This is a genomic window from Rhizobium cauense, from assembly GCF_019511525.1.
GTDB lineage: Bacteria > Pseudomonadota > Alphaproteobacteria > Rhizobiales > Rhizobiaceae > Rhizobium > Rhizobium cauense.
Genome location: NZ_JAEUAT010000013.1, coordinates 150,014 through 176,500, shown reverse-complemented (window position 1 = coordinate 176,500; position 26,487 = coordinate 150,014). Strand labels below are relative to the sequence as shown.

The following is a 26,487-nucleotide window of genomic DNA, read 5'->3' as shown; positions in this document are numbered from 1 at the left end:
GCCCCACGTGGCACAGAACGTCAATGGTCGCCGCTCGGCTATCGACGGACGCACTACACGCCATCCCGGCTATGAGGTCAGCCTACGCATTCGCAAGCGTATCGAGGAGGCGTTCGGCTGGATCAAAACTGTCGCGGGGCAGGACAAGACAAAGTTCCGCGGTCGCGACAGGGTGGGATGGGCTTTCACCTTCGCGGCCGCCGCCTACAATCTTGTGCGGCTGCCGAAGCTCGTGACGGAGGCAGGCTAATGGCGAGAGCTTCTGCCTTGCCCAAGGCCTTCGCCGGTCGGTGGCGCATCGTCGAGATGGACAACTGGGATAACGACGTCCTCGATCTCGTGGAAGAGGCGCATCTGACATTCCAGGGAGCAGCGGACGGAGAAATCGCATTCGTCGCGCTCAAGGGCTTTCTCGATGTCCGCTACGGCGCACGCAACGGATCAGGCTGTGCGGAGTTCTCATGGGAGGGACAAGACGAGAATGACCCGGCCTGTGGTCGCGGATGGGCTGCTCTCGGCTCAGCCGGACGCCTTGTCGGGCACATCTACATCCACAACGGAGATGACTCAGGCTTCGTTTGCGAACCCGACTGACTTCTTCAACAGCCTGTTAGTCGAATTGAACGCTGTAGGCTTCAGTCTTGTACTTCTCGTAGTCCGCGCGCAGAGAATCCAGCTTACCCAGGATCGCGCTCCAACTATCTCCACCGAGGCTGAGACGGAGTGGAAGGTCGCCGGCTTCCACCATGCGAACCAGCAGGTCTCCGATGCGGTTGACGTCGCTGGGGGCGAAGGCGCCTTCCTTGTCGTTCTTGATCATGTCGAAGATGGCATGTGCAGTAGGAGCGTATGCATCAATTCTCGGGCTCAGCAGATTGCGCCCTGCAATTCCTGTGCGCATTCCACCGGGCTCGATGGATGTCACCTTGATCCCGAGTGGTCCGACCTCTTGCGCCAGGGCATCGTTTAGTCCCTCCAGGGCGAACTTGGTCGCGCTGTAATAGCCCATGCCCGGGTACGACACGAGGCCAGCCATGGAAGAAACGTTGATGATGACGCCGGAACCTCGAGAGCGCATCCCGGGCAACGCATGGCGAATCGTCGCTGCTACGCCGAAGACATTCGTATCGAAGAGAGCTCTGATCTTGTCCTCTTCACCTTCCTCGATTGCGGCGGCATAGCCGATCGCAGCATTGTTCACGAGGACGTCGATGCTACCGCGCCAATCTTCCGCAATGTCAATGGCCGCCTTAATTTCCGCCGACTTAGCCAGATCCATCGACAATGCAAGGACCTGTTTGGGATGGGCGGCGACGAGGCGACCGAGGCGAGCGCTATCGCGGGCAGTGACTGCTACGTGATGCCCGGCTCGCAATGCGGAATGGGCGATAGCTTCTCCTAGTCCGCTGGACGCGCCGGTAATGAACCAAGTTTGAGAACTCATAGATTTTCCTTTCAGCGAACGCGGCTGCGTTCGACGACGTGTGATGTGAGTGTTGTGTGGAGTTTTCCTCAGAAGGAGGAGGTGAATTCACCGCGGTGGAGGCAGGACCAAGAGTCCTTGTTGGCCATCAATGCGATGAGTCCGCAGGCACGGTCACAAGGATCGTCCTGCGAAGTTCGATCCTGGTTATGCACCAGTTCCCGTCCGTAAGCCGCCATGTCTCATGGTAGTGACCGTAGCCGTGGATCGACTTCGGCCGATCGTTTCCAGGTGCGAGGAACAGATAGTCCTCCATCGACCAGATCGCCCGGACTTCCGTGTCAGATATAATATCGATCTCGTCGTTGTGGACCTGGTGAATGGTATGGGCGCCTTCCAGGAATGAACTGGCCGCGCGAACGTATTCGGACCGATCGTTGAATTCGTAGAGGAGTTCACCGTCTGGGCCATAAAAATGCAGCGATGGCCGCTCGATGAAGAGACTGGCGAAGCCGTCCCAGTTTTTCGTGTCAACAAACCGGCAGTACTTTGCTTTCTGCCGACGGATAGTGTTGATCAGGGCCTCTTGACTTGGCATTGGCACTCTCCTTTCCCGGCACCATATAGTGGCGGTTCGCAAAGCCCCTCAGTCCGTATCGTCCCAAAGTTTGGCGCGATCGTCCATTATAGGAATACGTCATTGGACCCCCTTTCCGAAATCCTGTCGTCGATGCGCATCCGGAAGGTTGGATTCACTCGCCTGACGGCACATTCGCCTTGGGGGATTCAGTCGGACGGCATGTCCGCCATACAATTCGTGTTGGTCGTCGAGGGTGACGGGATTCTTGTAACGGCTAGCAGCGCGGCGCCTGTCCCGCTTTCCAGCGGCGACGTGTTCATCCTTCTCGGCAACGAACCTTACAAGCTTTTTGACCGGGAAGGCTCCACCTTGGCCGCCTGTGTCGACGTCGAGGCGCTTCGCGTTGGAAACCAGATAAGGTTTGGAAGCGATGGACCGGCCAGCACCTTCGTGTGCGGCTACTTCGAAATAGATCACTCGGACGTGAAGCCATTGATGCAGGCGCTTCCGAAACTTTTGTCGCTACGCATGGAGGAGGGGCGGACACTTGCGTTCCAGTCCGTGCTGGAGCTTCTTGGTGCCGAAACAGTAATTCCGCGCCTTGGGTCGGAAGCGGCTACGGCGCGTCTTTTCGAGCTTTTGTTCATTCATGCGGTTCGTTGCTTCGCCCAGGAGCATTCTCTTCCGAGAGGATGGTTGGCGGGTCTGGCGGACAAGAACCTGGCCCTGGCCATAGAGGCGATTCATGGAGATCACAGAAAGCACTGGACAGTCGACATGATGGCAAAGGTCGCGGGGATGTCCCGCTCGGCTTTTGCCGCTCGGTTCAAGGAAGTGGTCGGACAGCCGCCGCTAGGCTACCTAACTGACTGGCGCATCTACAAAGCGACCAGACTTCTTGAGAAGACTTCCGTGAGGGTCTCGGACGTGGCCCGTGCTGTCGGTTACGCATCCGAGGCCGCTTTCACAAAAGCCTTTGTAAGGGGCGTCGGAACGAAGCCGAGCGAATACCGAAAGGTCAGATCATCTCGTGAGAGCGAAAAGGTGCGAGAGCTCGAAGCAGCTTGAATTCGCCTAACCCCTTCGGAGAGGCCGACTTGGCCATGTATCGAATATTTTCGCTGCACCGTTGACCCTAGTGTGATGGCCAACATCACACAAAGGACACGACGCGATGAGGCATCTTAGACAACTCCGCCTTCAATCGAGCGGTTATTTCACCTCTCGGCTAAAGCTGTGCCTCTCGGCTGCCGTCCTCAGCGCGATGACGTCGTGGAACGTCACATACGCGGACGATGCGATCTCAAATCCCGCGCAGAAGGCGGTCGGCGTGCCGCAGGAAGCCATTGTACCCTCCTTGGCAGTGCTGAATTCGATGGGCGCGCACTTTTCCAGTGGGAGGCTGACCCTTACTGGAGTGACGAGCAATACTATTGTTTTTGCCGAGCGTCCTGGTCGATCCGTTGGCCATGTTCTCACTTCGGACTTCATCAAGCAGTGGGACGCTGGCGCTGACAGCTTTGCGGCAGACCCGCCCAACGCGACGCTATCCGTCTTTAGTCCAGACGGCAGGAAGGTTGAGGACACTGTAATCGTTCTTGCTAAACCGATGCTGATCGGGGCGGACCTTTCCTTCGATATCACGGTGCTGGAAAGCGATCTTCACGGAGCGAGCGGCCCCGCATCCTTGTTCATCGATTGGTACCACCCCCGTGGAGCTCACGGCCCCCGGCCAGCCTGGCATGGCGGCTGGTACAAGCATCGCCACCACGGAAGCTTTGGCGCCGGGCTCGCCGCCGGTGCGCTGTCAGGGGTGCTGGCAGGCACCGCTATCGGTGGATATCCTCTTTACGCTCATAGCCCTCGCTACATCGCCCCGCCGTGCGGCTACTATCCGTATCCCCTTTGCTACTGAGGCTACGGGACGAAAGCCGCGCCTTTTTACTATCTGCACCTGAGACTTCATGGAGATCGCCATGCCCGGGCATTCCTTTTTTCGTACCCTTGTCACTGCCGGCGTAGCTGCGTCAGCGATGCTGACCGCGTGTACTACGACGGGAGGGGCTAACGGCAGCGGAGAGAGCCTAGTTGCAGCCGGCTTCGTCAAGCGGCCCGCCAACACAGCCGAGCGCCAAGCCATGCTCGACAGGCTGCCCCCCAACCGCTTTCTGAAACGCGAGCACGGACGCACTGTCCATTATGTGTATGCTGATCCAAAGGGCTGCGATTGCCTGTATGTTGGATCTCAGCAAGCTTGGGACAGTTATCGTCTCGCGAAGCGGCGGGCGGCCGTGGCCAGCCATCTCCCGGTTTATGCGCGGTCCCATCATGACGGCGGCTGGGATTGGGGGCCGTGGGGTCCATGGATAGCCAATTTCGACGGTCCGTTCGGGCCGGGAAGAGGGTGGTAACGGGGCCACTGCTGTGGAGAAACAAAGCCGTCGGATGGACTGCGGCCACTAACTTAAATGCGGAATCGTTAAAATTTCACGATTCCACATTTTCCAGCCACGACGGCCGACGGCTCGAATACATCGTGACATGATAATGGGACGCCTCGCCGTTGACACTCAGCCTACCTTCCAGCCGTAGCAAGCTATTAAGTCTCCTGTGCAGGGATGTACATCGTCACGGAGCCAGACCAGTCCCGCTTTCTCGTAAAAGCGGCGGGCTTTCGCATTCCCTGATCGTGTGAAGAGTGTGAATCCCTTCGGCATCGCGACGACGGAATGCGCGAGAAGTGCTTGACCGACACCAGCCCCTATCGATCCGGGTCGAACAAATAATTGGTCGAGAACAGCTTCCTTCGGCTTAATCGCTACAAAACCAATAAGATCGTTCTCGCGAACAGCGACCGTCACGCTCCAACCCGCAGCAAACTCCAAATCCACTCGTTCTCGCAGTTCATTTTCAGTTGGCATAATGGGGGGACCGACACCGGGTAGACTCGCGCTGCTATGCCAAATTTCGGCAATCGCATCATAGTCATCCTCGACGGACGGCCGGAGCTTGAAGGTTTGCGTTCTTATAGTCATCCATGTACTCAACAGCTAGAAATAACAGCGTCCACACTTGGCGTATAAGCCTTCACGGACGAAGGCAGGTCCTATTCCCGATTTTTCGCGCTCGACGATTATGCGAAGTACACGGGCGATACCGAAGTTCGGGAAATGCGGTTTCTTGACGTTATTTCCTAGGAAGGAGAGAGGCAATCCAACCGCCTTGCGGCTTCCGAGGAAATCTCCGGACTGAGTAACAGCCCCAATAATCGGTGTTACCAGGGTGCTGCCAAAGATGGTACTGACGATTCCACATTTGGTTAGTGGCTGGGGTTCCCCGCCATCACTGTATTTCGTCCTTTGGATCGAGTGATGTGGCCAACGACTGGCCCGGCATGACCTGCTCATGGCGGCCGGGAACGACCACTATGCTTAAGACTGCAACCGCCATCGACGCGAGGATAATTGCCATGATGATGCGCATCGTCGAATCCTTTCAAACCGGAATTGTTGCGGTAACTCCTCTGTAGGCAGGGCTGGCATCTAGTTGGCCGAATCCTTGTCCAGTTGAGAGCCGCGAGGCGAAAGCAGGCCGCTGAGCCGTTCCAGGTAGAGATAGACAACGGGCGTCGTGTACAGCGTCATGAGCTGGCTGATCAGCAGGCCGCCCACGATGGAATAGCCAAGAGGTTGACGTAGCTCGTAGCCCGCTCCGTGTCCGAGCATCAACGGAAGGCCCGCGAGTAGGGCCGCCGCGGTCGTCATCATGATCGGCCTAAAACGTAGCAAACACGCTTGTCGGATAGCGTCCTCAGGAGACATTCCGGATTGCCGCTCTGCCTCGATCGCGAAGTCGACGATCATGATCCCGTTCTTCTTCACGATCCCGATAAGAAGGATAACGCCTATCAGCGCGATTACAGTAAAGTCGAAACCGAAGATCCAGAGCATGGTAAGTGCGCCTAGTCCGGCCGAGGGAAGGGTGGAAAGGATCGTGAGAGGGTGGAAGTAGCTCTCGTAGAGCACGCCGAGGATCAGGTAGATCACGACGATCGCGGCGAGCACGAGGAGCGGCTCGCTCGCGAGGGAAGACTCGTACGCTTCCGCGTTACCCTGGAAGGTGCCGAGAAGCGTTGCCGGCGCTCCCAATTCCATCTGAGCCTGGTTGATAGCAGCTACTGCTTCGCTGAGCGCCGTGCCCTTCGAGAGGTTGAACGACAGGGTAACCGATGGAAACTGGCTCTGGTGATTCACGGCTAGTACGGCGGTTGGCTCTGTGGTCTGCTTCACGAGTAGATTCAGCGGGACCTGCTCACCTGTGACGGGCGACGACACGTAGAGATTGTCGATGTTTTCAGGCGAATCCTGGAACTCCGGCGCCACCTCAAGGATTACGTGGTAGCTGTTTAGATCGGTGAAATACTGCGTCACCTGCCGCTGTCCGAAGGCATCATAGAGAACGTTGTCGATCACCTGCGGAGCTATTCCGAAGCGGGACGCCTGATCCCGGTCGATCTGCAGAGTGACAGTGGCACCGCCGTTCTGCTGGTCTGTCGCCACGTCGGACAGCTCCGGCAGGGTCTTGAACTTGGCAAGCAGCTTGTCAGCCCACTCGTTAAGGACGGTGGGATCGCCTTCTTGAAGCGTATACTGAAACTGGGTGGCGGAGCTTCTTCCGCCAACGTTGATATCCTGCGCAGCCTGAAGGAAGAGCTGAGCTCCCTCCAGCCTCTCAAGCTTGGGTCGCAACCGGTCGATGATCGCGACTGCGGAGACGTCGCGATCCTCCAGCGGCTTCAGCGTGATGTACATCCTGCTCATGTTCACGGTGGAGCCTGCACCGGCGCCCACTTGCATTCCGACGCTAGCAACGGCCGGGTCGCTTTGGACGATGCGTCCGGCCTCGACCTGAAGGCTGGACATCTTTTTAAAGGAAATATCTTGGGAGGCTTCAAGTACACCCGTTATCAAACCCGTGTCCTGCGTGGGAAAGAAGCCTTTCGGGATATGCAGAAACACGTATGCCGTCGCGGCTAGCGACACGAGAAACATCGCAAAGGTGACCCTGTGATGATGAAGGGCGATGTCGAGAGTTCTGCTGTATCCGCCGAGCAGCACGTCGAAGCCCCGTTCGAACATGCCGTAAAGTCGGCCGTGCGATGTCTCGTTCTCGGGCTTCAGGAAACGTGAACTCATCATCGGTGTGATCGTCAGGGAAACCAGCGCGGAAACCACAATGGTCATCGTCACTGTGATTGCGAACTCTCGGAATAGTTCTCCAACGATTCCTCCCATCAGAAGCAGTGGGATGAAAACGGCGACGAGCGAGACGCTGATCGAGATGATGGTGAAGCCAATTTCCGCGGCGCCGTCGAGCGCGGCCTGCAGGGGCGTCTTTCCCATTTCCATATGTCGATGAATGTTCTCGACCATCACGATCGCATCGTCGACGACAAACCCGACTGCGATGCTGAGCCCCATGAGAGACAAGTTGTCGAGGCTGAACCCGGCCACGTACATCAGCGCGAGCGTCGCCATGAGCGCAAGCGGCACGGTCACGCTTGGAATGATCGTGGCCCAGAAATTGCGAAGGAAGACGAAGATGACCATAACCACAAGCAGGACCGTGATCACCAAGGTCTTCTCGACGTCGAATACCGAGGCGCGGATGGTCTCCGTCCGATCGCTGAGAATCGACAGATCGATGCCAGCCGGGGCCGTGGCCCGCAGTTTTGGAAGGGCCGACCTGATCTCGCCAACCGTGTCGATGACGTTGGCGCTGGGAAGCTTGAATATCGCTAGTATGATCGCGGGCCTTCCGTTCGACCAGGCTGCGAGCTGCGTGTTTTCTGCGCCGTCGATCGCTTGCCCGACGTCGCGAATGCGGATCGGAGCCCCGTTCTTGTAGGCTATTATTGCGTCGTTCCAAGGTTCGGCTTGGAGAATCTGGTCGTTGTCGAAGACGGTGTAGGTCCGCTCCTCTCCCTGAATGCTTCCTTTCGGAGCATCGCTTGTAAGGGTGGTGACGGCGCTTCGGATGTCCTCGAGCGACAAGCCCAGGCTGGCGATCCGTCTGGGTTCGATCTGGAGCCGGACTGCTGGCTTCTGCTGGCCGAATATTAGAACCTGCGACACACCGCTCAACTGGCTGATGTGCTGCGCAAGAATAGTGTCGGAGAAGTCGTCAACTTTGGTCAGCGGCATTGTCTCGGACGTCAGGGCGAGCACCATGATTGGTGGATCTGCGGGATTGACCTTTCGGTAGGTCGGAGGAGACGGCAGTGCGGTCGGAAGCTGCCCGCCGGCTGCGTTTATTGCGGTCTGCACATCTTGGGCCGCACTATCGATGTCGCGCGACAGCTCGAACTGCAACGTGATCGAGCTGTTTCCGAGAGTGCTGCTCGACGTCATCTGACTTACGCCGGGAATTTGCCCGAATTGACGCTCCAGCGGTTGTGTAACCGACGAGGCCATCGTTTTGGGGTCCGCCCCTGGAAGCTGCGTCGACACTTGTATCGTGGGAAAATCGACCTGCGGAAGCGGCGCGACGGGCAGCAGGGGATAAGCGGCCACGCCCAGCCCGAAGAGAGCCATCATGAGAAGGGAAGTGGCGATCGGTCGCCGAATGAACCACGAGGATATCGACATGGTCACTTCACCTTCACGTCGGTTCTCTGCGTGTTTTGGACGTACACCTTCGTGCCGGCCTGCACGCGGAACTGCCCGTCGCTGACGACCCGCTCCGAAGCGGAAAGGCCCGAAGTGATCACCGCCCGTCCGGCATGGATGGGGCCAGGCGAGACCTTGCGAATGTTCGCGACGTCTTCCTTGTCGACGACGTACACGAAGAAGCCGTCCGGACCGCGCTGCAGGGCCGAGGATGGTATCGTGACTGCGTTTTCGATCGTTTTCTGGCGGATTCTGAGCGTAACGAACTGCCCCGGCCACAAGGATTCGTCGGCATTGGCGAAGTTCGATTTGATCCTGATGCTGCCGCTGGATTGATCAATCTGGTTGTCGACGAGGGCGAGGGTGCCCGTTGCCAATGCGTCTGAACCATTGTCGGCCATTGCGATGACCTCGACCGGTCCCGCGTGCAGAGCATCCCGCACGTCGTTCAAGTCCTGCTCCCGCAGAGTCGACACGACGGAGATCGGATTTATCTGCGTAATGACGACGATCCCGTCGGTGTCTGTGGTCTGGATCTGGTTTCCGATGTCGATGATCTGAATGCCGGTGCGGCCATCGATGGGCGACCGGATCTGAGTGTACGATAGCGATACGTCGGCGGCCGCTTTCGCCGCCCTGTCCTGGGCGAGTTGTGCCGTCAACTGATCTACCTGACTTTGCTGGGTCTGGACCGTCTCCTCGCTGGTGATGCCTTGCTTCCCGAGCTTCTGATCCTTCGACAGCAGGTACTGCGCGTTCGCAAGGTCCGCTTCGTCCTGCTGAATCTTGGCGGCTGCCTGATCTACCGCCGCCTGGTAAGGTCTGGGATCGATGACGGCGAGGAGATCTCCCGTCTTGACGTTCTGTCCTTCGGTGAAAAGAACCTGCTGAAGCGTGCCGTTGACCTGAGACCTCACAGTGACGGTAAGATTGGCTTGCACTGTTCCGAGGCTCTCGAGATACACGGGAACGTTTTGAAGCTTTGCGTCACTGATCGCGACCGGCACGGCCGCAGCGGGGTCAGAGGCGGCTTCCGCCTTGCTCCCGCTGTTTCCGAAGAGCAGGACGGCCCAAATCGCCGTCCCGAAAATCGCCACGGTCAAGCATGCGAGCTCAACCTTTGAGGGCCGAGGACGTCGTTTTGCCGTCGTGCTACGGTGCTGCCTGATGGCCCTTCTCCGGGATACAAGAGTCATGATGTTTCCTGCTCGGTTATTTAAGGCCATAGGAGGCGGCGCCTACGCCTGAGAGGGCCCCTCCGGCAACGATCAGGTATTCGGACCGAATTGGCTTTCCATCGAGGAAATTCTGAAGGATCTCCAACGTACCGGCTGCATAACGCGCCTGCCCGGAGAGGGAAGCGCCTGAGATGTGCGGCGTCATCCCCTGATGAGGCATCGTCCGCCATGGATGATCAGGCGGTGCAGGCTGCGGAAACCATACGTCGCCTCCATATCCGGCCAGGGTGCCGCGCTTTAGCGCGCGGACAACGGCATCGCGATCGCAAAGCTTCCCACGCGCCGTGTTGATCAAGTACGAACCAGGCTTCATCAACGCAAACATTGCATCGTCGAACATGCGCTCCGTCGAGGGGTAGAGCGGCACCTGCAGGTTGACTACGTCGCAGACCTGCACAAGGGATTGGGGGGTCGGGTGGAACGTCAGACCAAGGTCGCGCTCGATGTCTTCGGACAACCGGTGCCGCTGATGATAATGCAGGCGGACGTCGAAGGGCTTCAATCGCCTCAAGACCGCGAGACCGATACGGCCCGCGCCTATGGTTCCGAATTCCATGCCCTCCAGGTCATAGCTGCGGCTCACGCAGTCGGCGATGTTCCAGCCGCCGTAGTTCGCGACTTCGTGCGATGGGAGATAGTTCCGGACAAGCGACAGAACCGTCATAACGACATGTTCGGCAACACTTATGCTGTTGGAGAAGGTTACTTCGGCCACCGTGACGCCGTGTTGGGCTGCGGCGCCTAGATCCACGTGGTCGGAGCCAATCCCCGCCGTCAGGGCAAGCTTGAGGTTCTTGGCTTTGGCAAAGCGCTCCGCCGTGAGGTAGGCGGGCCAGAAGGGCTGAGATATAACCACATCGGCTTCGGGAAGATGGCGGTCAAACTCTGAGTTCTGACCGTCCTTGTCGCTGACCACAATGAGCTTGTGGCCGTTTGCTTCAAGATATGGCCGTAGGCCAAGTTCACCGGACACGCAGCCCACCAGGTCCCCGGGCTTGAACCCAATCGGTCCGATCGGTGTTGGGACCGTTTGGCCGTTCGGGTATCCTGCTATCGCCGGGATAGACTCTCTGGCGTACTTCGGCGGATATCCGCCTTCAGGGTCCGGAAACAGGACGCAAAGAATGGTTGCCATGAATGGCGCTCCTTCTGGTTTTATTAGGTGGGCGAGAGCGTCGGCGTAATCTCGCTGTGTTCTTTCAGCAGGTGATCAACGATGCAGCCGGCTCCCGGTCATCCGCAATGATTGCGGGGCTAACGCAAGGGACAGGCTTGCGCGGCTGGCAAAAATGGACCTTGCCATGCGCGGAAAGCGAGTTCGGCAAATGGCAGATCACGTAGCTAGCGCCAAACCGGACGCCGATCTCCGATACTACGCGTCCTCACCAGGTGCGGGCATGAGTTGGATTTCCAAATGGGGTTTCTCCGTCTTCTAGTGGATGCAGACAGCCTAAGCTGGCGAGACGACGCGCGCTGTTGTCCGTTGGACTGATTCATACTGACGGAAAGTCAGTGTCCGTAGTCTCCGCGGGCGAAAGCGAAGCTCCAAAGGAGGCAATCTCGATCCTTCGAGACGGCAGACGAGGCGCGATTCCCGATGACGTAGGTTGTCTCGAACACCGCCCCAACTACCGGTCGGAACCACCTACGGCCCGCGGTTGGAACTGCTGTCTCGATCTCCCGCGAATGACACGCGTGCCGCGTCCTCCGGAGGCGCTGCACGCCGGTCTATTGCCGAGCCGTCGTTAGACAACGCCTCTTTGAACTCAGCTCGATTGAGATGTTCTCCCTTGCGAGGCGTTCCATCGTCGTGGTGCAAGAACGTGAACCGACCATGTTCTGGAAGCTCGAGGGCCTGCCGCGCATTCATGATGCCGATCGGCATGCTTTTCTTCCGACCTTTCACGGAGACCTCGACCAATGGTTTCGTCTTTGTAGGCATCTGCAGCTTTCCAATTTTGCGGCACGGGCAGCAGTAGCTACGAGACCGAGACCTTCCACGGTATAGGCCCAAGGTGTGACACGCCTATCCATTGGTATTGCCAAGTCACCACCTGCGCGTCCGTCACAGATTCCCATAATGGACGGTTGCGCCAGAAATTGAGACGATCCGCGCTAAGGAGTACTGAGGAAGGTCGTTACATAGCATTGGAAAGGAGATCCAATGCGAAGCCCGCTAACCCTCAAGAGCACTATTAGCAACCTGGTGGCGAAGGGCCGCCGCTTCATCGACCAGGCAACATGACGGTCGGATCGAAGGCGCCGGCGAGGGCCTCGCGAAGGTGGTCGAGCCTATAGAGGCCTTGATCGCCTTTTCAGAAGGGCATTACCGCGTCTCATGGATAAGCGGCTAGGGCCACTCACGCGCCCTGGCGATTGGCAGAGGTGCGGGCGATGGACCAAGTCCAACACCCCCCGGTGCATCCTCAATGAAGACTAACGAACAGGCAGCAGGAGCCCCACCCGGGCAACTTCCGCTCCAGCAAAACGACAGGAAAATACAGATGTCTATGAAAATGCGCGCCCTTGTGGTCACTCGGCCTGGTGGACCGGAGGTTCTTGCGGTCCGGGAAGTCGACCGCCCAAGACTACGCGACGAAAACGACGTCATCGTCCGGGTGAAGGCCTGCGGCATCAACCCTGCGGACTGGCAGAACCGGGAGAACGGGGCTGTTTACGACGAGGATGGCCGCGGGACCCATTCGCCCACGATCCTCGGTATCGACGGTGTCGGTGTGATCGAGGAAGTAGGATCGAACGTCGATCAGTTCAGGGTAGGGGACGAGGTCTGGTACGTGGATGGCGGTTACGCGGGAAATCCCGGCAGCTACGCGGAGTTCAAAGTTGTCCGGGGCGACTACGTTGGCGCTAAGCCAAAGACCGTCGGTTTCGTCGAGGCGGCAGCTCTGCCCGTTGTCGGTTTGACCGCATGGGAAGCTGTCTTCGACAAGGGGCGCGTTCGTGTTGGCGACTACGTGCTGGTCCATGGAGGCGCCGGCGGGCTGGGTCATATCGCTATCCAGTATTTGAATACTCTGGGGGTGAGGATAGCGGCGACCGTCTCGGGGGATGCGAAGGCGAGTTTCGTCCGCCAGCTTGGTGCCGAGCGGGTGATCAATTACAGGGAAGAGAGTGTCGAGGAGTCCTTGCTGAGGTGGCGAGGCGAGCCCGGTGCCAACGTTGTCTTCGACTTCGTAGGACACAGCAATTTCGCCGAGAGCTTCAAACACACGGCCGACTACGGACGCTTGGTCAATACCGTGGTCTCGGATTGGCCGGCCGGCGGCAACGCTATGGCCGAGTGGAAGAACATGGAGTTGGGCTTCGTTAACATTGGTCTTCCGCAGATCAGCCGTAGCCATGCGCTTCGTCTCCGTCAGGTTGATGTTCTGAACAAGATCGCAACGATGGTCGACGCCGGGAATCTCCGGGTGCATATCGATCGCGTGGTGCCGTTTGAAGGCGTCGCGCAGGCGCAGCGCGCGCTGAAGGCGGGTGAAACAATCGGACGACCTGTACTCTCGATCTAAGGAGCCAAGGATGAAACGCTGGGAATATGTGCCCGGTCAGGGCAATCTTGCGATCTGTGATGTCGAGAGGCCGGTGCCCGGCGCAGGCGAGGTGCTCGTGAGGGTTAGAGCGCTCTCCCTGAACTACCGCGACGTGGCCATGCTCGACGGGGTTTTTCCCGCCCCCCCGGACGAAAGGATTGTGCCGGGCTCCGACATGTCGGGGGAGGTGGTGGGGCTTGGCCCTTCCACCAGAAGGTTTCAAATTGGCGCGTCTGTCATTTCTGCCGACACCATGAACTGGATCGACGGCCCGGCGCCGCCGAGGGAAACAAACAGCGTAGCCATTCTGGGCAGACTGGCTGAATACGTTGTGGTGCCCGAGGAGAATCTGGTACTTGCGCCTGCTTCCTTGTCGCACGTGGAGGCGAGTACGCTGCCCGTGGCTGGTTTGACTGCTTGGTTCGCCCTGATCGAATTGGGAGGGGTTAAGGCAGGCGACACCGTGGTTATCCAGGGGACTGGAGGTGTATCTCTGTTCGCGCTCCAGTTCGCAAAGGCGCACGGCGCGCGGACGATCGTGGTGACAAGCAACGACTACAAGGCGGCGAGAGCCCGAAGCCTAGGTGCCGACGACGCCGTCGATCGGATCGCAGTTCCGGATTGGCACGAAGCGGTGCTGGAGCTTACGGGCGGCGCAGGGGCTTCGCACATCGTCGAGATGTCCGGCGGCGACAACATTGCGAGATCCGTATCGGCCCTGGCGTTCGGAGGTAGAATCTCACTCATAGGGGTGCTGGGGGAAACGGAACTCCGGGCTCCAATTCTGCCGATGCTTTACAAGCGAGCTCAGATTATCGCTATCGGGGTGGGGCATCGTCGTGCAGAAGAAGACATGATCCGGGCGATCGACCACCTCGGCATTAAACCCGTCATCGACGCCGTGTACCCCTTCGCTGACGCGGCCGAGGCGTTTCATCATTTGCGGCGTGGCCCCTTTGGCAAAGTCGTCATTGAGCTTCCGGAAGGGTAGGTTCATGCCTGAGCTAAATAACAATCGCGACTCGATACCGGACGTGAGAGGTGCGGAGCGAAATGTGGAACCCCACCTGCAGCCACCCGACGGACTATCGTCCGAACTCCACGAAGTTAATCTGTGTCTGACCGCACTCTCCCTGAGAGCTCATGCAAATCTGAAATGGTTCGACAATGAAGATCTGGATTTCGCGGCAGCGCGGCGTACGGCAGCGCAGTTGGTGGACTCGATCGGTGAGCTGCAGACCTTGATTGCTCGGCTGCAGTAGGCCGGCCGATAGCGTGAAAATTGGACGGAGCCTTCGGGAGGACAGATGACTCGAATAGCGGTAGTTGAATGGGCAGACGGCCTGCTGCCAGGAACGGAGACGTGGTCTCGCATAGTAAATCGCATCAATGACCTTCGTCCCGACATCCTTGTGACGAACGAGATGCCGTTTGGGAGCTGGTTGCCGAAGACCAGGGACTTTTCGCGTCGACTGGCTGAGGATTGGGTCCAGGTGCACGAGGACGGGCTTGATGCGCTGGCCGCCCTGAATGCCCGAACCATTGTTTCTTCCAGACCAGTAATGGGTCCAGACGTTCTCGCAAACGAGGCATTCATTCTCGAGGACGGGACCTATCGCTTCCTGCACCAGAAGCACCTGTTCCCAGCGGAGCCAGGGTGGGAGGAGGCGACATGGTTCGAGCCCTTTCATCCGGGCTTCGAGCCTCAGCAAAGCGGAGAGACATCAGTTGGCGCGCTTCTATGCACTGAACTGATGTTCACAAGATACGCGAAGTTGCTTGGCCAACGTGGCGCTCAACTAATTGCCAGTCCACGCGCGACGGGAAGCAATAGCGTCCTCTGGCATGCAGCCGGGATCATGGCGGCGGTTTCTGCAGGCGCCTACGTTGTGAGCTCGAACCGAGTAAGCAGCATGGCCCGAAGCGGGATGTTTGGTGGGGGCGGATTTGCGATTGACCCGGCGGGGAAGCTATTGGCTGCGACTTCACCCGTCGATCCGATAGTCGTAATTGACATTGACGAGAGCGTTGCGAATGCGGCCAAGGCGGAGTATCCCGCTTACGTAAGCGAAGAGTTCGTTGCCGGACTGGATCCTATCTCAGATCCAGCCGCTCTCCCTTAGTACCGTCCAAACCTCGTCAAGCTTCGAAACGGTCGCGACGGGCGTATAGTCTGAGGGCAGTGCGCGTCCTTTGCCTCGGTCGACCCAAATCGCCCGGAAGGCAAGTTCCCGCGCCGCTAGGAGGTCTAGCTGCGGGCTTGCGCAGATGTGCACGAGTTCTTCTTTGCCGGCGCCCAGAGCCGACCATGCGTATTCGAATATTCTCGCACTCGGTTTGTAAGCACCCGCCTGTTCCGCCGTGATAACTCGGTCTATAGTTCCGCCGAGCTGCGAGATGTTCCCGGAAATGATGGCATCATCGGTGTTCGATATGACAGCGATTTTGAAACCAGCGTTCTTGAGTCTCTCCAAAGTTGGAACGACCTCGGGAAAGGGCGGCATCTGGCCGATCGAACGGGTCAGGATTTCTGCGTCTTCGTGATTGGCCGATAGTGAAAACTCAGCCATGGCCTCGATCAGGGCGCGTGATGCGATCTCCCTGAAAGTGCGATGCGGCCTCTGCATCTCCATGGCGTGCTCGAGGCGATCGTAAGCCGCGATGAAAGCATCGCGGTCGACGCGCTGCTCCTTACTCGCAAGGATCCGGTCCATTGCTGCGAGCAATCCCTGATCCCACTGAATCAAGGTTCCGTAGCAGTCGAACGTCAGCCAACGGGGCCGGTCTCCAAACAATTCTCAACTCCTCCGGTTCACATGAGTTAGGAATATCATAGATGGCGGGAGGCGCGTTATTTTTGTTGATTGTCAACAACCGTGCTTCATATTCATGGAATGGCAAGTGAACAGCCCCTTCGCGCACTGACGCGCCGTAGCCTTGAAAGCCGTGCAGCAGACGAGTTGCGCGCAGCTATAGTTTCCAGGCGTTTCGCACCAGGAAGTCGGTTGACCGAGTCTCAGCTCTCCGGGATGCTGGGAATATCGAGGGGTACTGTGCGGTCGGCCTTGCAGAAGCTTCTTACCGAGGGTTTGGTAAGCCAGCGTCCTTATGCCTCCTGGGAGGTTACCGGATTTTCCGCGAAGGATGCCTGGGAGCTTTACACTCTTCGAGCAGCGCTAGAGGGTCTGGCGGCGGAAATAGTGGCCGACGCAATCGGCCGTGGATCGCTCGACCCTGCGATGATCTTACGAGCGTTCGAAGATCTCAAGGAAGCGTGTAGTCGGCTGGACGTGAAGCAGGCGGATATTGCAGATTTTGCGTTTCACAAGATCGTGGTTAGTTCCGCCGACCATCGGCGACTTCAGACACAGTACGACAGAGTCGATGCGCAGATTCAGATGTTGATCGTGGTTGGCAATGAAGTTCCCGGTGCAGTTACGAGATTGGTTGGCGAGCACCAACCCCTTCTAAACGCGCTGCTCGCAGGAGATGGCGCGGCGGCCGGGAGCGTGTTTCGGTCGAATGTCACCGAGGCAGGGCGCGATGCCGTGGAGCGCTGGCCGCATCTCGGCGAGATTTAGGTCGCGCTAGGTGTCCCTAGGTGGAGAAAACGAGCGGCATAGTTCGCTCTTAACGCGATCCATTGCAACTGGTCGATTGTTGACAATCAGCCACCGAACGATTTCAATGACCTCCATATCGGCGGCTATGGCGTACAGGCTGGATACCCGCAAAGAGCGAAGGTAACTTATTCTCACAGATCGAAAGTGCGAGGCGACGCCAGAAGGGGGAACGATGAGTCTGCCGCATTGGATCAGTGATGACTGGAGAGCAAGTGCCGAGGTCCTGATAGAGGACGGGGAACGGATCGTCCTCCGGATCAACGGCGAGAGACCCTTTCTGGCGGTTGGCCCGGTCGACGACCACCCATCGCGCGAGATGACTTCGCGTCTCATCAACGAGCACGGCCTCGCACCTCATCTCGACAGTGCCTGGGCTGTCCTTCCTTCGCGGCTTTCGGACGCGAATGGGGTCACCATCCTTCTGCTCGAGGATCCTGTCGGACATAGCCTTAAGCATGTGCTCGGTGCGCGGCTGGAAGTGGGTTCATTTCTGCGCCTCGCCATAGCAATCTCGCGCACTGTGGCGAGCGTCCACGAAGCCGGCCTGCTACATAAGGATATCAAGCCCGCCAACATTCTCGTCTCCTCCTCGCAAGATCGGGCGTGGCTGACTGGATTTGGTATCGCGTCGCGAGTTCCGAGAGAGCGCCAGACACCTGCGCCGCCGGAGGTCATAGCGGGGACCTTTGCATATATGGCGCCCGAACAGACTGGTCGAATGAACCGGTCAATCGACGCACGCAGTGACCTCTACGCACTTGGTGTCACCTTCTACGAAGCGCTGACTGGCAAGCTGCCCTTCTCAGCCGAGGATCCGATGGAGTGGATCCACTGCCACGTCGCGCGGCAGCCGCCACCCGTCATCGACAGGCGGCCGGATATACCCGCGCAGCTTTCCTCTGTGGTCATGAAGCTGCTGGCCAAGGCGGCCGAGGATCGTTACCGCTCAGCTAAGGAGCTTCAGGCAGACCTTCAGCGCTGCCTAGCGGAATGGGATACGCATGCGACTATTTCAGGCTTCGAGTTAGGGGCGGGTACTGGACCGGATCACCTGGTCTTTCACGAAAAGCTTTACGGTCGGGAGCGCGAAGTCGAGCAACTTGCAGGCGCATTCGACCGAGTCGTAAATACAGGAGCCCGCGGACTTGTGCTGGTGTCTGGCTTCTCAGGCATCGGCAAGTCGTCGGTGGTAAACGAACTCCACAAATCCCTGGTGTCTGCTCGCGGCCTGTTTGCGGTTGGCAAGTTCGATCAATACAAGCGGGACATTCCCTATGCGACCCTTGCTCAAGCTTTCCAGGGACTGATCAGGCAGTTGCTCAGCAAGAGCGACGTCGAACTAGCGCAATGGCGCGGCGCCCTGTCCGAAGCTCTTGGCTTCAATGGCCGCTTGATGTCGAACTTGATCCCGGAGCTTGTGCATATAATCGGAGAACAGCCGCCGGTACCGGATCTTTCAGGACCTGAGGCTCAGAGGCGCTTCCGAGTGGTGTTCCAACACTTGATCGGCGTGTTCGCTCGTCCAGAGCACCCGCTCGTGCTGTTCCTCGATGACCTGCAATGGCTTGACCCCGCTACCTTGGACATTTTCGGAAGCTTGGTGAATGAGACGGAGGTGGGAAGTCTTCTGCTGGTTGGTGCGTACCGTGACAACGAAGTGGGGCCGGATCATCCGCTGTCGGCCCGTCTCGATGCGGTCCGGCGCTCGGACATCAGCATCGATGAGATAGTTCTGCGGGGCGTTGGCTCCGACGATGTCGCCCGGATGATCGCCGATGCCCTGGGAGATGACACGGAGAGAGTGAAGCCTTTTTCCGAGGTCGTCTACGCGAAGACTGCGGGCAACCCGTTCTTCACGACCCAGTTCGTTGCCTCGCTGGCGGATGACGGCCTGCTTCACTACGACGCCGCGCTGCCCGGGTGGCGATGGGACATAAACCGCATCCAGTCAAAGTATGTGAGCGGGGGCGTGGTCGACTTGATGGTTGAACGCCTTAGCCGCCTGTCCGATGGATCACAGAGGGCTCTGAAGCAACTCGCCGGCATTGGCAGCAACGTCAAGATCGCGACGTTTCAGCGAATGACCGATTTCTCAAGGAATGAGACTCACACTCTTTTAAATGAAGCCTTTCGGGCAGGTCTGCTTTTCCAGAGCGAGGATGCCTACTCGTTTGCACATGACCGGGTCCACGAGGCGGCCTATTCCACGATCCCGGAGCAGGAGAGAGGTAGGACGCACTGGGCAATAGGTTCGCGACTGCTAGCGACGCTCGGCGAGGAGGAAATTGAAGCCGACATCTTCGAGATCGTCAGCCAGTTCAATCGGGGGGAGGCGGGGCGTGCGTCCCAGGCCGAGAGAGCAACGGTTGCTTCACTCAATCTTAGGGCGGGTCGAAAAGCAAAAGCAGCCGCGGCCTACTCCGCGGCCTCTGGCTACCTCACGCAGGGGATCTCGCAGCTTGGTGAAATGGGCTGGAGGTCGGACTACGAGCTTGCATTCGCACTCGCACTGGAACACGTCGAGTGCATGTTCCTGGGCGGGGACATCCGAAGGGCTGAGCTGTTGATTGAGGACCTTCTCCGAAGACGAACCACCGACGTGGACAAGGCAGCGATCTACCGCGTCATAGTCGAGCTGTGCGTCGTCAAATCCGACAACAGCGGCGCGGTGGCCAACGCGATCCTGGGCCTCAATCTCCTGGGGGTGCACCTGCCAGCATTCCCGTCCTGGGAGGATGTCCAGCGCGAATATGACATGATCTGGGAAAACCTCGACGGGCGGTCGATCGAGAGCTTCGCAGACCTGCCAGCCATGACCGATCCCAAGGCGCTGGCGGCGGTGCGTCTCCTCGCCGAGATGCAGCCTCCCGCTTACTTTTCGAACTTCAACATGACGATCCTGGTGATTTGCAGGATGATCAATCTTTGCCTCGAAAGAGGAGCCGCGAGTACGTCCGCACAAGGGCTGGTTATGCTCGGTTACGTGATGGGGCCCGCCTTCGGGCGCTATGCGGACGGGTATCGCATCGCAAAATTGGCTGGCCGCCTGGCTGCCGAACGCAACGTCACGGTAGATCTGGCTCGCGTCAATCATTTGACGGGACTTGCGGCCGCGTGGACTGAGCCTTTACCTGCCGTACTTGGCTGGCTTCGGCCGGCTTTCCGTGGAGGCGTCGAGGCGGGGGACCTCTACTACGCATGCTTCGAAGCGGCCGTCATCGTACTGCACGTTTTCCTGAGCGGTGAGAACCTGAAGGACGTAGACGAGGAATGTGAACAGGCCCTGGAGTTCGCCCGCAGGACTGGCTTTCGCGCAGGGGCAGATCTCATCGTTGCTACCGAACGCGCCATCGCGAGCCTTCGAGGGCGAACCAGCGGATTGGCTAGCTACGATAGCGATGGTTTCGATGAGCAGGCTTTCGAGGAGGATCTCGCCAGCACACAGAACTCGGTGGTGATGTGGTGGTATTGGACCAGAAAGGCGATGCTCTACACCCTGGCGGAGAATTTTGAGGCCGCCCTAGATGCGGTTGCGAAAGTTCGATCCAATCCTGCTATCAGGAACATGCAAATCGAGCAGTTGGATTGCTACTACTTCTCGGCGCTAGCTTTGGCTGCGGTGATCAAGGACGAGACCTCAACAGAGGAAAGAGCGGGTATGCTTGAGGAGATCCGTCAGCAGCATGCTCAGTTGGAATCCTGGGCCAAGCACGCCCGCTCGCCCAGCTTCGAGGACAAGCATATCCTCGTAGCAGCGGAGATCGCTCGCCTCGAGGGAATGGAGGGTGAGGCACAGCGGCTGTATGACGAGAGCATACGGGTGGCTCGGTTAAACGGATTCACCCAATACGAAGCGATCGCGAACGAAACGGCCGCGCGTTTCCACGCTGCAAGAGGCGCGAAGAGGTTTGCGCGTACCTATCTCCTTGAAGCTCGCGCTTGTTATGCCCGATGGGGCGCAGACGCGAAGGTGCGGCAGCTCGAAGAGAGATATGCTGATTTTTACGACGAGTCCGCCTCACGCCTCTCAACCGGGACCACGGTGGCCGCCGTGGAGCATTTGGACCTGGCTACTGTAATCAAGGTGGCGCAGTCCGTCTCGGGCGAAATCGTTCTTGAGCGCCTGGTCGATACCTTGATGAGAACGGCTCTTGAGCACGCCGGAGCAGGGCGAGCCGTGCTCGTTCTCGGCAATGCGACAGGGCATGCTGTTGAGGCGGAAGCTCAGATGACGGCGGATGGAGTGGTCGTCAAGCACAGAGCTGACGCTCGAACGCCGGTTGAACTTCCCGAAACCGTCGTTCAGTACGTTCTTCGAACGAGGGAGACCATGATTCTCGACAACGCCCTTGCCGATAGCGCGTTCTCGAGCGACCAATACATCCGTCGGCATCGAGTGCGCTCCCTCCTGGCACTCCCGCTCGTCAATCAGGGAAAGCTCCTCGGGCTCCTCCATCTCGAGAACAACCTCGCGGCCAATGCCTTCACACAAAATCGGCTCGCGATCCTGAAGCTCATCGCATCGCACGCGGCAATCGCACTTGAGAACACGCGACTTTACCGTGATTTGAAGGAACGTGAGTCGAGAATCCGTCGACTCGTCGACGCCAACATCATTGGCGTGTTCATGTGGACGCTTGACGGCGAGATTTTCGAGGCAAATGACTCTTTCCTCCAGATGGTTGGCTTCGAGCGCGAGGATCTCGCCGCGGGCCGATTGCGGTGGACCGACCTTTCCCCGCCGGATGAATGGGCCACCGACGCCAAGGTCGTCGAGGAGGTCAAGACCACTGGCGTCGCGACGCCTTGGGAGAAAGAGTTCCTGCGAAAGGATGGCAGTCGCGTCCCGGTTCTGATCGGTGCGGCGGCATTTGGTGACACGGAATTCGAGAGTGGCGTTTCCTATATTCTTGATCTGACCGCCCGAAAACATGCGGAAGACGCCGCCCGCGCGAGTGACAGGCGCTACCGGGAACTTCAGTCGGAACTCGCTCACGCGAATCGTGTGGCGGTGGCGGGGCAGTTGTCTGCCGCAATTTCCCACGATGTGATGCAGCCGCTTGTCGGTGTCGTCACAAGCGGATCCGCGGGGTTGAATTGGCTAAAGGCGGATCCTCCGGATTTAGATGCCGCGCGGAGGGCGTTAGAACGCGTCGTAAGCGAGGGACACCGAGCTGGCGAGGTGCTGGAAAGGACTCGCGCCCTTGTCAAGAAATCTCCACCAAAGGCTGAGATCATCGACATAAATGGCATAATAACGGAAACGGCCTCTCTCATCGCCGCGGAGGCGCATCAAAAGGATGTGTCCATTCAGATCAAGCTAGATGAGAGTCTCCCACAGATTCTTGCGGATCGGGTGCAGGTTCAGCAGGTGATTCTAAATCTCAGCGTTAATGCAATCGAAGCCATGGCAAACCACGTCGATGGCTCCTCCAAATCACTTACGATCGTCTCTGGACGCTCCGATAACAGCATATCCGTTGCGGTCCATGACACTGGGCCCGGGATTTCGCCTGACATCAGGAACAAGGTCTTCGACGCGTTTTATTCCACTAAGACACAAGGAATGGGGATGGGCCTTGCCATCAGCAAGACCATCGCAGCTTCACATGGCGGGAGGCTATGGGTAACTGCGAACGAACCTCACGGTGCGACGTTCTGGCTCTCGCTGCCTGTCGGTGCTGACAAAGCCAATCCCGCGCCCTAGCGCGGCCATCGCAAAAATCGTCGGCATTATAGGATTCTATAACATCTCCTTTGTCGTCGGATCTGGTAAGATTGATCGGTCTGGAAGATGGGCGGTGATGCGTCGGAGCGACGGCTGCGGGTTGAAGCGCATTGGCCAGCAGGGAGTATCCACGGTGCAGTGGCGGACGGATATGGAGCAAGACCTCAATCAAATCGTCTTTCTCGTCGATGACGACCCGAAGGTGCAGGAATCAGTTGGAGAACTGCTGAACTCGGTCGGTCTGAAAACTTTCGCCTTGGGATCGGTGCGCGATTACTTGGAGTTCGCTCGTCCCGACGTGCCAGGATGCATTGTTCTCGATGTGGAGCTTCCCGATGTAAACGGGCTCGACTTCCATGCGCAAATTGAGAACGACGACCATCCGCCGGTGGTGTTCATCACAGGGCACGGAGATATCCCCTCATCAGTCTCGGCTATGAAGCGCGGCGCCGTGGACTTCCTAACCAAACCATTCGATGCCGACGCTCTCGTCTCCGCGGTCCGCGCGGGCATCGACCGAGATCGAGAGCGCCGTCAGGAGAGAGAGGCATTGGCCGACCTGAAGGTTAGGTTCAATGAATTGACGCCCCGAGAGCAGGAGGTGCTTCCGCTGATTGTTAGCGGGCTCCTCAACAAGCAAGGGGCTGCTGAGTTGGGCATCAGCGAAATAACGTTCCAAGTTCATCGGGGGAGGGTCATGCAGAAGATGCAGGTCACCTCCTTCGCCGAACTCGTGCGGGTGGCGGCGAAGTTGGAAATTCCTATTACTCATTCACGATACTCAGGAGTTCCCGCTCGATGATAATGCAAAAATCCGTCGTTGCGATAGTTGATGACGACGCTCGTCTCCTGGATTCACTGGGAGATTTTCTGAAATCAGCGGGATTTGCCGTCCGCGCCTTCACATCTGGGCGCGCGTTTCTCGACGACGAAAGCGTGCCGCCCGCAGACTGTCTAGTCACGGACATCACCATGCCCGAACTAGACGGTTTTGAGTTGCAGGAAGCAGCCAACGAGAAGCGGCCGGACCTCCCGGTGATCTTTATAACGGGAACTCGCGATGTTGAGACGCAAACCCGCGTGATGGAGCTGCCTTCCGGACGCTTCTTTCGCAAGCCATTCGATGCCCAGGATCTGGTCAACGCCATCACGAAGGCGGTGCGCTAGTTGCTGAATGCTTCGCTAGGCTGGTACCTCGTCTGTCTAGCGCTAAAATGCAACGAGCGCGTACGACTTGGTGCTATCCCGAGTTTGCCCGCGCAGCAGAATTGCAAATCTCCGGACTCCTTGCCGACATGGCCATCGCCGCTGGCGCTGCCATCGCGACTGCAGGGGCGCCTGACAACGCGCAGGCTCTTTCCTTACGGTACGCAGGGTTTGGCAGATCATCTTCGTTCGGAGGCTCAAGCCGAGGCGCGCCACCAGAACACCTGATAGAAACCCATAATAGCCGCTTGTCGGATCGCTTTATACACTTCGGATCATGGCAAGTGAGATCGGTAAGAAAATGAAACGTGGTCGAGATCGCGAGCCCTGACACCTGAAATCAGAGTAGCTGGAGAAGGAGCGAGCGTCATGGACAGTTTCGGAACACTGATGCTGAATGGGCAATCTTTCAACGGCAGCCGCACTGCCGCAACGAGCCGTAGCGTAGCACGGCCCTCCCGCAGGCTCGATAGCGCCAATGACGATCCGATTGTCGTGGTTATCGAGGACAATGCCGCGATACGTGAATCCCTGCAGGAGCTATTGCAGTCCGTAAATCTAAAATGTCAGCTTTACGAGTCAGTGGTCGAATTCGATCAGCGTCACAATCACCGCGATACGCCGAGCTGCTTTGTCCTGGACGTTCGGTTGCCAGGCGTGAGCGGCGTTGAATTTCACGAGCAAATTGTGCGGAGCGGCTCGAAAGTACCTGCAATCTTCATCACTGCCCATGCCGACGTCCAGATCACCGTACGTGCCATGAAGGCGGGTGCGATCGATTTTCTGGTGAAGCCCTTCAGGGAGCAAGAGTTCCTCGATGCGGTCGCACGGGCGGTCAGCTTGGACCGCAGCAGACGGAATGCCGCCGAGGCCCTGCATGCTGTTCATCGGCGGTTCCTGCGACTTACCAAGCGCGAGCGTGAAGTCATGCCACTGGTGGCGGCGGGAAAGATGAACAAACAGATCGCTGGCGAACTCGGGATAAGCGAGACGACTGTCAAGGTTCACCGTGGCAGCATCATGCGCAAGCTTAGCGTACGGACGGTCGCGGACCTCGTCCGCGTCTCGGATGCGATCGCGCACTTGCAAGATGCCGAACCAGCTTTCGAACCGAGCATGGCATCGTGGCCGCTGCAACCCTCGGCTATTGAGGCCTTCTAGTATCCTTTTTTCCTTCCCGTGGCCACTGTGCGCACCCGCGGCATGCGCGCAGTAGAAGCGCTAGTCAGTCCCACCGAGAACTCACATCTTCCGCCTCATGCCCCGGGGAAAATTAGCGGGGGTTCACACATGTGCATGTGGCGCGGCAGAATTTCCGATGAACTGCTAAATCGAGGACGATCCATCAATAGCGACAGCCCGACGGGCGCTATGGTCGAATTGTGAAACGAGGCAGGCCTCGGTGCATCAAGATGGAGACCAACGTGACAAGTGAATTTTCCCTTCCCCTCTCGCGTCGGCAGGCACTGCTCGCCGGGGCGACCGCCTCGCTTGCCATGGCTGTGCCTGCTTTGGCGGCAGACAGAAACAACCTGAACATCCCGAAAGGAGCGAGCCTTATGGCAGAAGAATTCGTTACAACAAAAGACGGTGTGGAAATCTTCTACAAGGACTGGGGTCCTAGAGAGGCGCAGACCATCGTTTTTCATCATGGCTGGCCATTGTCCTCCGACGACTGGGACAACCAGATGCTCTACTTCCTCAGTAAGGGTTATCGGGTCGTAGCTCACGACCGACGCGGGCACGGACGCTCGGCGCAGGTAAGCTGGGGCCACGACATGGACCACTACGCTGCGGATGCTTCGGCTGTCGTCGAGCACCTCGATCTGCGAAACGCCATCCATATCGGTCACTCTACCGGTGGTGGCGAGGTCGCCCGCTACGTCGCCAGATACGGGCAGCCTCAGGGGCGCGTGGCCAAGGCGATTCTCGTGAGCGCGGTTCCTCCGATAATGCTTAAGACACCGGAAAATCCCGGAGGCGAGCCAATAGAGGTGTTCAATGGTTATCGGGAAGCTCTCGCCGCTAATCGTGCCCAGTTTTACATCGATGTCCCATCGGGGCCGTTCTATGGCTTCAACCGACCGGGCGCGAAGATCTCGCAAGGCATCATCAACAACTGGTGGCGGCAGGGTATGATGGGCGCCGCCAAGGCCCACTACGATGGCATCAAGGCATTTTCGGAAACCAATCAGACCGACGATCTGAAGGAAATGCGAGTTCCTACGCTAGTCACTCAGGGCAACGACGACCAGATCGTCCCCTACAAGGATGCGAGCTTGTTGCAGGCGAAGTTGATCCGCAATAGCAAGCTCAAGATCTACGATGGTTATCCGCACGGCATGCTCACCACGCATGCCGAGGTGATCAACCCGGACCTTCTTGCGTTCATCCGGGAATAAAACCCGGATGCTGCTATAAGCTGCGGGTCAAGGCTGCCCGCCGCACCCGAACTTGGCCCCGTCGGCGT

Annotated in this window: 23 protein-coding genes; 14 read left to right on the top strand and 9 right to left on the bottom strand. The window is 58.3% G+C overall.

Annotated features, from left to right (window positions below; genetic code table 11):
- Together JNB88_RS22865 and JNB88_RS22860 are read left to right on the top strand one after the other, a co-directional pair.
- Positions 1-250 (top strand): transposase (locus tag JNB88_RS22865; protein ID WP_220357410.1); only part of this gene is annotated, 250 nt, incomplete at its 5' end.
- Positions 250-594 (top strand): hypothetical protein, encoded by a 345-nt coding sequence (locus JNB88_RS22860; protein ID WP_220357409.1) that lies wholly within the window; start codon positions 250-252, stop codon positions 592-594. The genes JNB88_RS22865 and JNB88_RS22860, both read left to right, overlap by 1 nt.
- 16 nt (positions 595-610) lie before the next feature.
- On the opposite strand, the gene JNB88_RS22855 is transcribed toward JNB88_RS22860, so the two are convergent.
- Together JNB88_RS22855 and JNB88_RS22850 are read right to left on the bottom strand one after the other, a co-directional pair.
- Complete coding sequence (locus JNB88_RS22855; RefSeq protein WP_220357408.1) at positions 611-1,444, bottom strand: SDR family NAD(P)-dependent oxidoreductase; 834 nt, start codon at positions 1,442-1,444, stop codon at positions 611-613.
- A gap of 127 nt (positions 1,445-1,571) precedes the next feature.
- Entirely contained in the window at positions 1,572-2,021 is a 450-nt protein-coding gene (locus tag JNB88_RS22850) for a nuclear transport factor 2 family protein (protein WP_220357407.1), read from the bottom strand.
- A 102-nt stretch (positions 2,022-2,123) separates the two neighbouring features.
- Here JNB88_RS22850 and JNB88_RS22845 point away from each other — a divergent pair, with 102 nt between their 5' ends.
- Positions 2,124-3,071: an AraC family transcriptional regulator gene (locus JNB88_RS22845; RefSeq protein WP_220357406.1), complete on the top strand. Its 948-nt coding sequence runs from the start codon at positions 2,124-2,126 to the stop codon at positions 3,069-3,071.
- A 106-nt stretch (positions 3,072-3,177) separates the two neighbouring features.
- Entirely contained in the window at positions 3,178-3,918 is a 741-nt protein-coding gene (locus JNB88_RS22840; protein WP_420832208.1) for a hypothetical protein, read from the top strand.
- 655 nt (positions 3,919-4,573) lie between these two features.
- Here the strand turns inward: JNB88_RS22840 and JNB88_RS22835 are convergent.
- The 6 genes from JNB88_RS22835 to JNB88_RS22810 form a co-directional block, all read right to left on the bottom strand.
- Complete coding sequence (locus JNB88_RS22835) at positions 4,574-5,038, bottom strand: GNAT family N-acetyltransferase (protein ID WP_220357405.1); 465 nt, start codon at positions 5,036-5,038, stop codon at positions 4,574-4,576.
- Positions 5,039-5,345: 307 nt separating this feature from the next.
- Positions 5,346-5,486, bottom strand: a complete 141-nt coding sequence (locus JNB88_RS22830) for a hypothetical protein (protein WP_220357404.1) — start codon at positions 5,484-5,486, stop codon at positions 5,346-5,348.
- Between the two features lie 59 nt (positions 5,487-5,545).
- The gene (locus JNB88_RS22825) at positions 5,546-8,650 is read right to left on the bottom strand and encodes an efflux RND transporter permease subunit (protein WP_220357403.1); all 3,105 of its coding nucleotides are present in this window, start codon (positions 8,648-8,650) and stop codon (positions 5,546-5,548) included.
- 2 nt (positions 8,651-8,652) lie between these two features.
- Entirely contained in the window at positions 8,653-9,768 is a 1,116-nt protein-coding gene (locus JNB88_RS22820; RefSeq protein ID WP_338111026.1) for an efflux RND transporter periplasmic adaptor subunit, read from the bottom strand.
- 115 nt (positions 9,769-9,883) lie between these two features.
- Complete coding sequence (locus tag JNB88_RS22815; RefSeq protein ID WP_220357401.1) at positions 9,884-11,044, bottom strand: NAD-dependent formate dehydrogenase; 1,161 nt, start codon at positions 11,042-11,044, stop codon at positions 9,884-9,886.
- 510 nt (positions 11,045-11,554) lie between these two features.
- Positions 11,555-11,851 (bottom strand): hypothetical protein, encoded by a 297-nt coding sequence (locus JNB88_RS22810; RefSeq protein ID WP_220357400.1) that lies wholly within the window; start codon positions 11,849-11,851, stop codon positions 11,555-11,557.
- Positions 11,852-12,413: 562 nt separating this feature from the next.
- On the opposite strand from JNB88_RS22810, the gene JNB88_RS22805 reads away from it, so the two are divergent.
- From JNB88_RS22805 to JNB88_RS22790, 4 genes are read left to right on the top strand one after another with little or no spacing between them, the layout of a single operon-like run.
- Entirely contained in the window at positions 12,414-13,439 is a 1,026-nt protein-coding gene (locus JNB88_RS22805; RefSeq protein WP_220357399.1) for a zinc-binding dehydrogenase, read from the top strand.
- A 10-nt stretch (positions 13,440-13,449) separates the two neighbouring features.
- Complete coding sequence (locus JNB88_RS22800; protein ID WP_220357398.1) at positions 13,450-14,451, top strand: zinc-dependent alcohol dehydrogenase family protein; 1,002 nt, start codon at positions 13,450-13,452, stop codon at positions 14,449-14,451.
- Positions 14,452-14,455: 4 nt separating this feature from the next.
- On the top strand, positions 14,456-14,722 hold the full coding sequence (locus JNB88_RS22795) for a hypothetical protein (RefSeq protein ID WP_220357397.1): 267 nt from the start codon (positions 14,456-14,458) through the stop codon (positions 14,720-14,722).
- A 45-nt stretch (positions 14,723-14,767) separates the two neighbouring features.
- Positions 14,768-15,583, top strand: coding sequence for a carbon-nitrogen hydrolase family protein (locus JNB88_RS22790; RefSeq protein ID WP_220357396.1), 816 nt, complete (start codon positions 14,768-14,770; stop codon positions 15,581-15,583).
- On the opposite strand, the gene JNB88_RS22785 is transcribed toward JNB88_RS22790, so the two are convergent.
- Positions 15,560-16,255: a haloacid dehalogenase type II gene (locus JNB88_RS22785; protein ID WP_220357395.1), complete on the bottom strand. Its 696-nt coding sequence runs from the start codon at positions 16,253-16,255 to the stop codon at positions 15,560-15,562. The genes JNB88_RS22790 and JNB88_RS22785 overlap by 24 nt on opposite strands.
- 99 nt (positions 16,256-16,354) lie before the next feature.
- Between JNB88_RS22785 and JNB88_RS22780 the strand changes: the two genes are divergently transcribed.
- The 6 genes from JNB88_RS22780 to JNB88_RS22755 all read left to right on the top strand — a co-directional run bounded on the left by JNB88_RS22780 (position 16,355) and on the right by JNB88_RS22755 (position 26,419).
- Positions 16,355-17,041: a GntR family transcriptional regulator gene (locus JNB88_RS22780; RefSeq protein WP_223217288.1), complete on the top strand. Its 687-nt coding sequence runs from the start codon at positions 16,355-16,357 to the stop codon at positions 17,039-17,041.
- Positions 17,042-17,255: 214 nt separating this feature from the next.
- Entirely contained in the window at positions 17,256-22,790 is a 5,535-nt protein-coding gene (locus JNB88_RS22775; RefSeq protein ID WP_220357393.1) for an AAA family ATPase, read from the top strand.
- Between the two features lie 172 nt (positions 22,791-22,962).
- Positions 22,963-23,613 carry a response regulator transcription factor gene (locus tag JNB88_RS22770; RefSeq protein ID WP_220357392.1) on the top strand — a complete coding sequence of 217 codons (651 nt, stop codon included), beginning with the start codon at positions 22,963-22,965 and terminating at the stop codon, positions 23,611-23,613.
- Positions 23,610-23,978 (top strand): response regulator transcription factor, encoded by a 369-nt coding sequence (locus JNB88_RS22765; protein WP_220357391.1) that lies wholly within the window; start codon positions 23,610-23,612, stop codon positions 23,976-23,978. The genes JNB88_RS22770 and JNB88_RS22765 overlap by 4 nt, the downstream gene beginning before the upstream one ends.
- Positions 23,979-24,386: 408 nt before the next feature.
- Positions 24,387-25,178: a response regulator transcription factor gene (locus JNB88_RS22760; protein ID WP_223217287.1), complete on the top strand. Its 792-nt coding sequence runs from the start codon at positions 24,387-24,389 to the stop codon at positions 25,176-25,178.
- Between the two features lie 251 nt (positions 25,179-25,429).
- On the top strand, positions 25,430-26,419 hold the full coding sequence (locus JNB88_RS22755) for an alpha/beta fold hydrolase (protein ID WP_220357390.1): 990 nt from the start codon (positions 25,430-25,432) through the stop codon (positions 26,417-26,419).
- Positions 26,420-26,487: the final 68 nt, after the last annotated feature.

Coding starts and splice junctions, on each gene's coding strand:
- JNB88_RS22860 (WP_220357409.1), top strand. CDS start 250: ATGGCGAGAGCTTCTGCCTTGCCCAAGGCCTTCGCCGGTCGGTGGCGC.
- JNB88_RS22855 (WP_220357408.1), bottom strand. CDS start 1,444: ATGAGTTCTCAAACTTGGTTCATTACCGGCGCGTCCAGCGGACTAGGA.
- JNB88_RS22850 (WP_220357407.1), bottom strand. CDS start 2,021: ATGCCAAGTCAAGAGGCCCTGATCAACACTATCCGTCGGCAGAAAGCA.
- JNB88_RS22840 (WP_420832208.1), top strand. CDS start 3,178: ATGAGGCATCTTAGACAACTCCGCCTTCAATCGAGCGGTTATTTCACC.
- JNB88_RS22835 (WP_220357405.1), bottom strand. CDS start 5,038: ATGACTATAAGAACGCAAACCTTCAAGCTCCGGCCGTCCGTCGAGGAT.
- JNB88_RS22830 (WP_220357404.1), bottom strand. CDS start 5,486: ATGCGCATCATCATGGCAATTATCCTCGCGTCGATGGCGGTTGCAGTC.
- JNB88_RS22825 (WP_220357403.1), bottom strand. CDS start 8,650: ATGTCGATATCCTCGTGGTTCATTCGGCGACCGATCGCCACTTCCCTT.
- JNB88_RS22815 (WP_220357401.1), bottom strand. CDS start 11,044: ATGGCAACCATTCTTTGCGTCCTGTTTCCGGACCCTGAAGGCGGATAT.
- JNB88_RS22810 (WP_220357400.1), bottom strand. CDS start 11,851: ATGCCTACAAAGACGAAACCATTGGTCGAGGTCTCCGTGAAAGGTCGG.
- JNB88_RS22805 (WP_220357399.1), top strand. CDS start 12,414: ATGTCTATGAAAATGCGCGCCCTTGTGGTCACTCGGCCTGGTGGACCG.
- JNB88_RS22800 (WP_220357398.1), top strand. CDS start 13,450: ATGAAACGCTGGGAATATGTGCCCGGTCAGGGCAATCTTGCGATCTGT.
- JNB88_RS22795 (WP_220357397.1), top strand. CDS start 14,456: ATGCCTGAGCTAAATAACAATCGCGACTCGATACCGGACGTGAGAGGT.
- JNB88_RS22790 (WP_220357396.1), top strand. CDS start 14,768: ATGACTCGAATAGCGGTAGTTGAATGGGCAGACGGCCTGCTGCCAGGA.
- JNB88_RS22780 (WP_223217288.1), top strand. CDS start 16,355: ATGGCAAGTGAACAGCCCCTTCGCGCACTGACGCGCCGTAGCCTTGAA.
- JNB88_RS22775 (WP_220357393.1), top strand. CDS start 17,256: ATGAGTCTGCCGCATTGGATCAGTGATGACTGGAGAGCAAGTGCCGAG.
- JNB88_RS22770 (WP_220357392.1), top strand. CDS start 22,963: ATGGAGCAAGACCTCAATCAAATCGTCTTTCTCGTCGATGACGACCCG.
- JNB88_RS22765 (WP_220357391.1), top strand. CDS start 23,610: ATGATAATGCAAAAATCCGTCGTTGCGATAGTTGATGACGACGCTCGT.
- JNB88_RS22760 (WP_223217287.1), top strand. CDS start 24,387: ATGGACAGTTTCGGAACACTGATGCTGAATGGGCAATCTTTCAACGGC.
- JNB88_RS22755 (WP_220357390.1), top strand. CDS start 25,430: ATGGAGACCAACGTGACAAGTGAATTTTCCCTTCCCCTCTCGCGTCGG.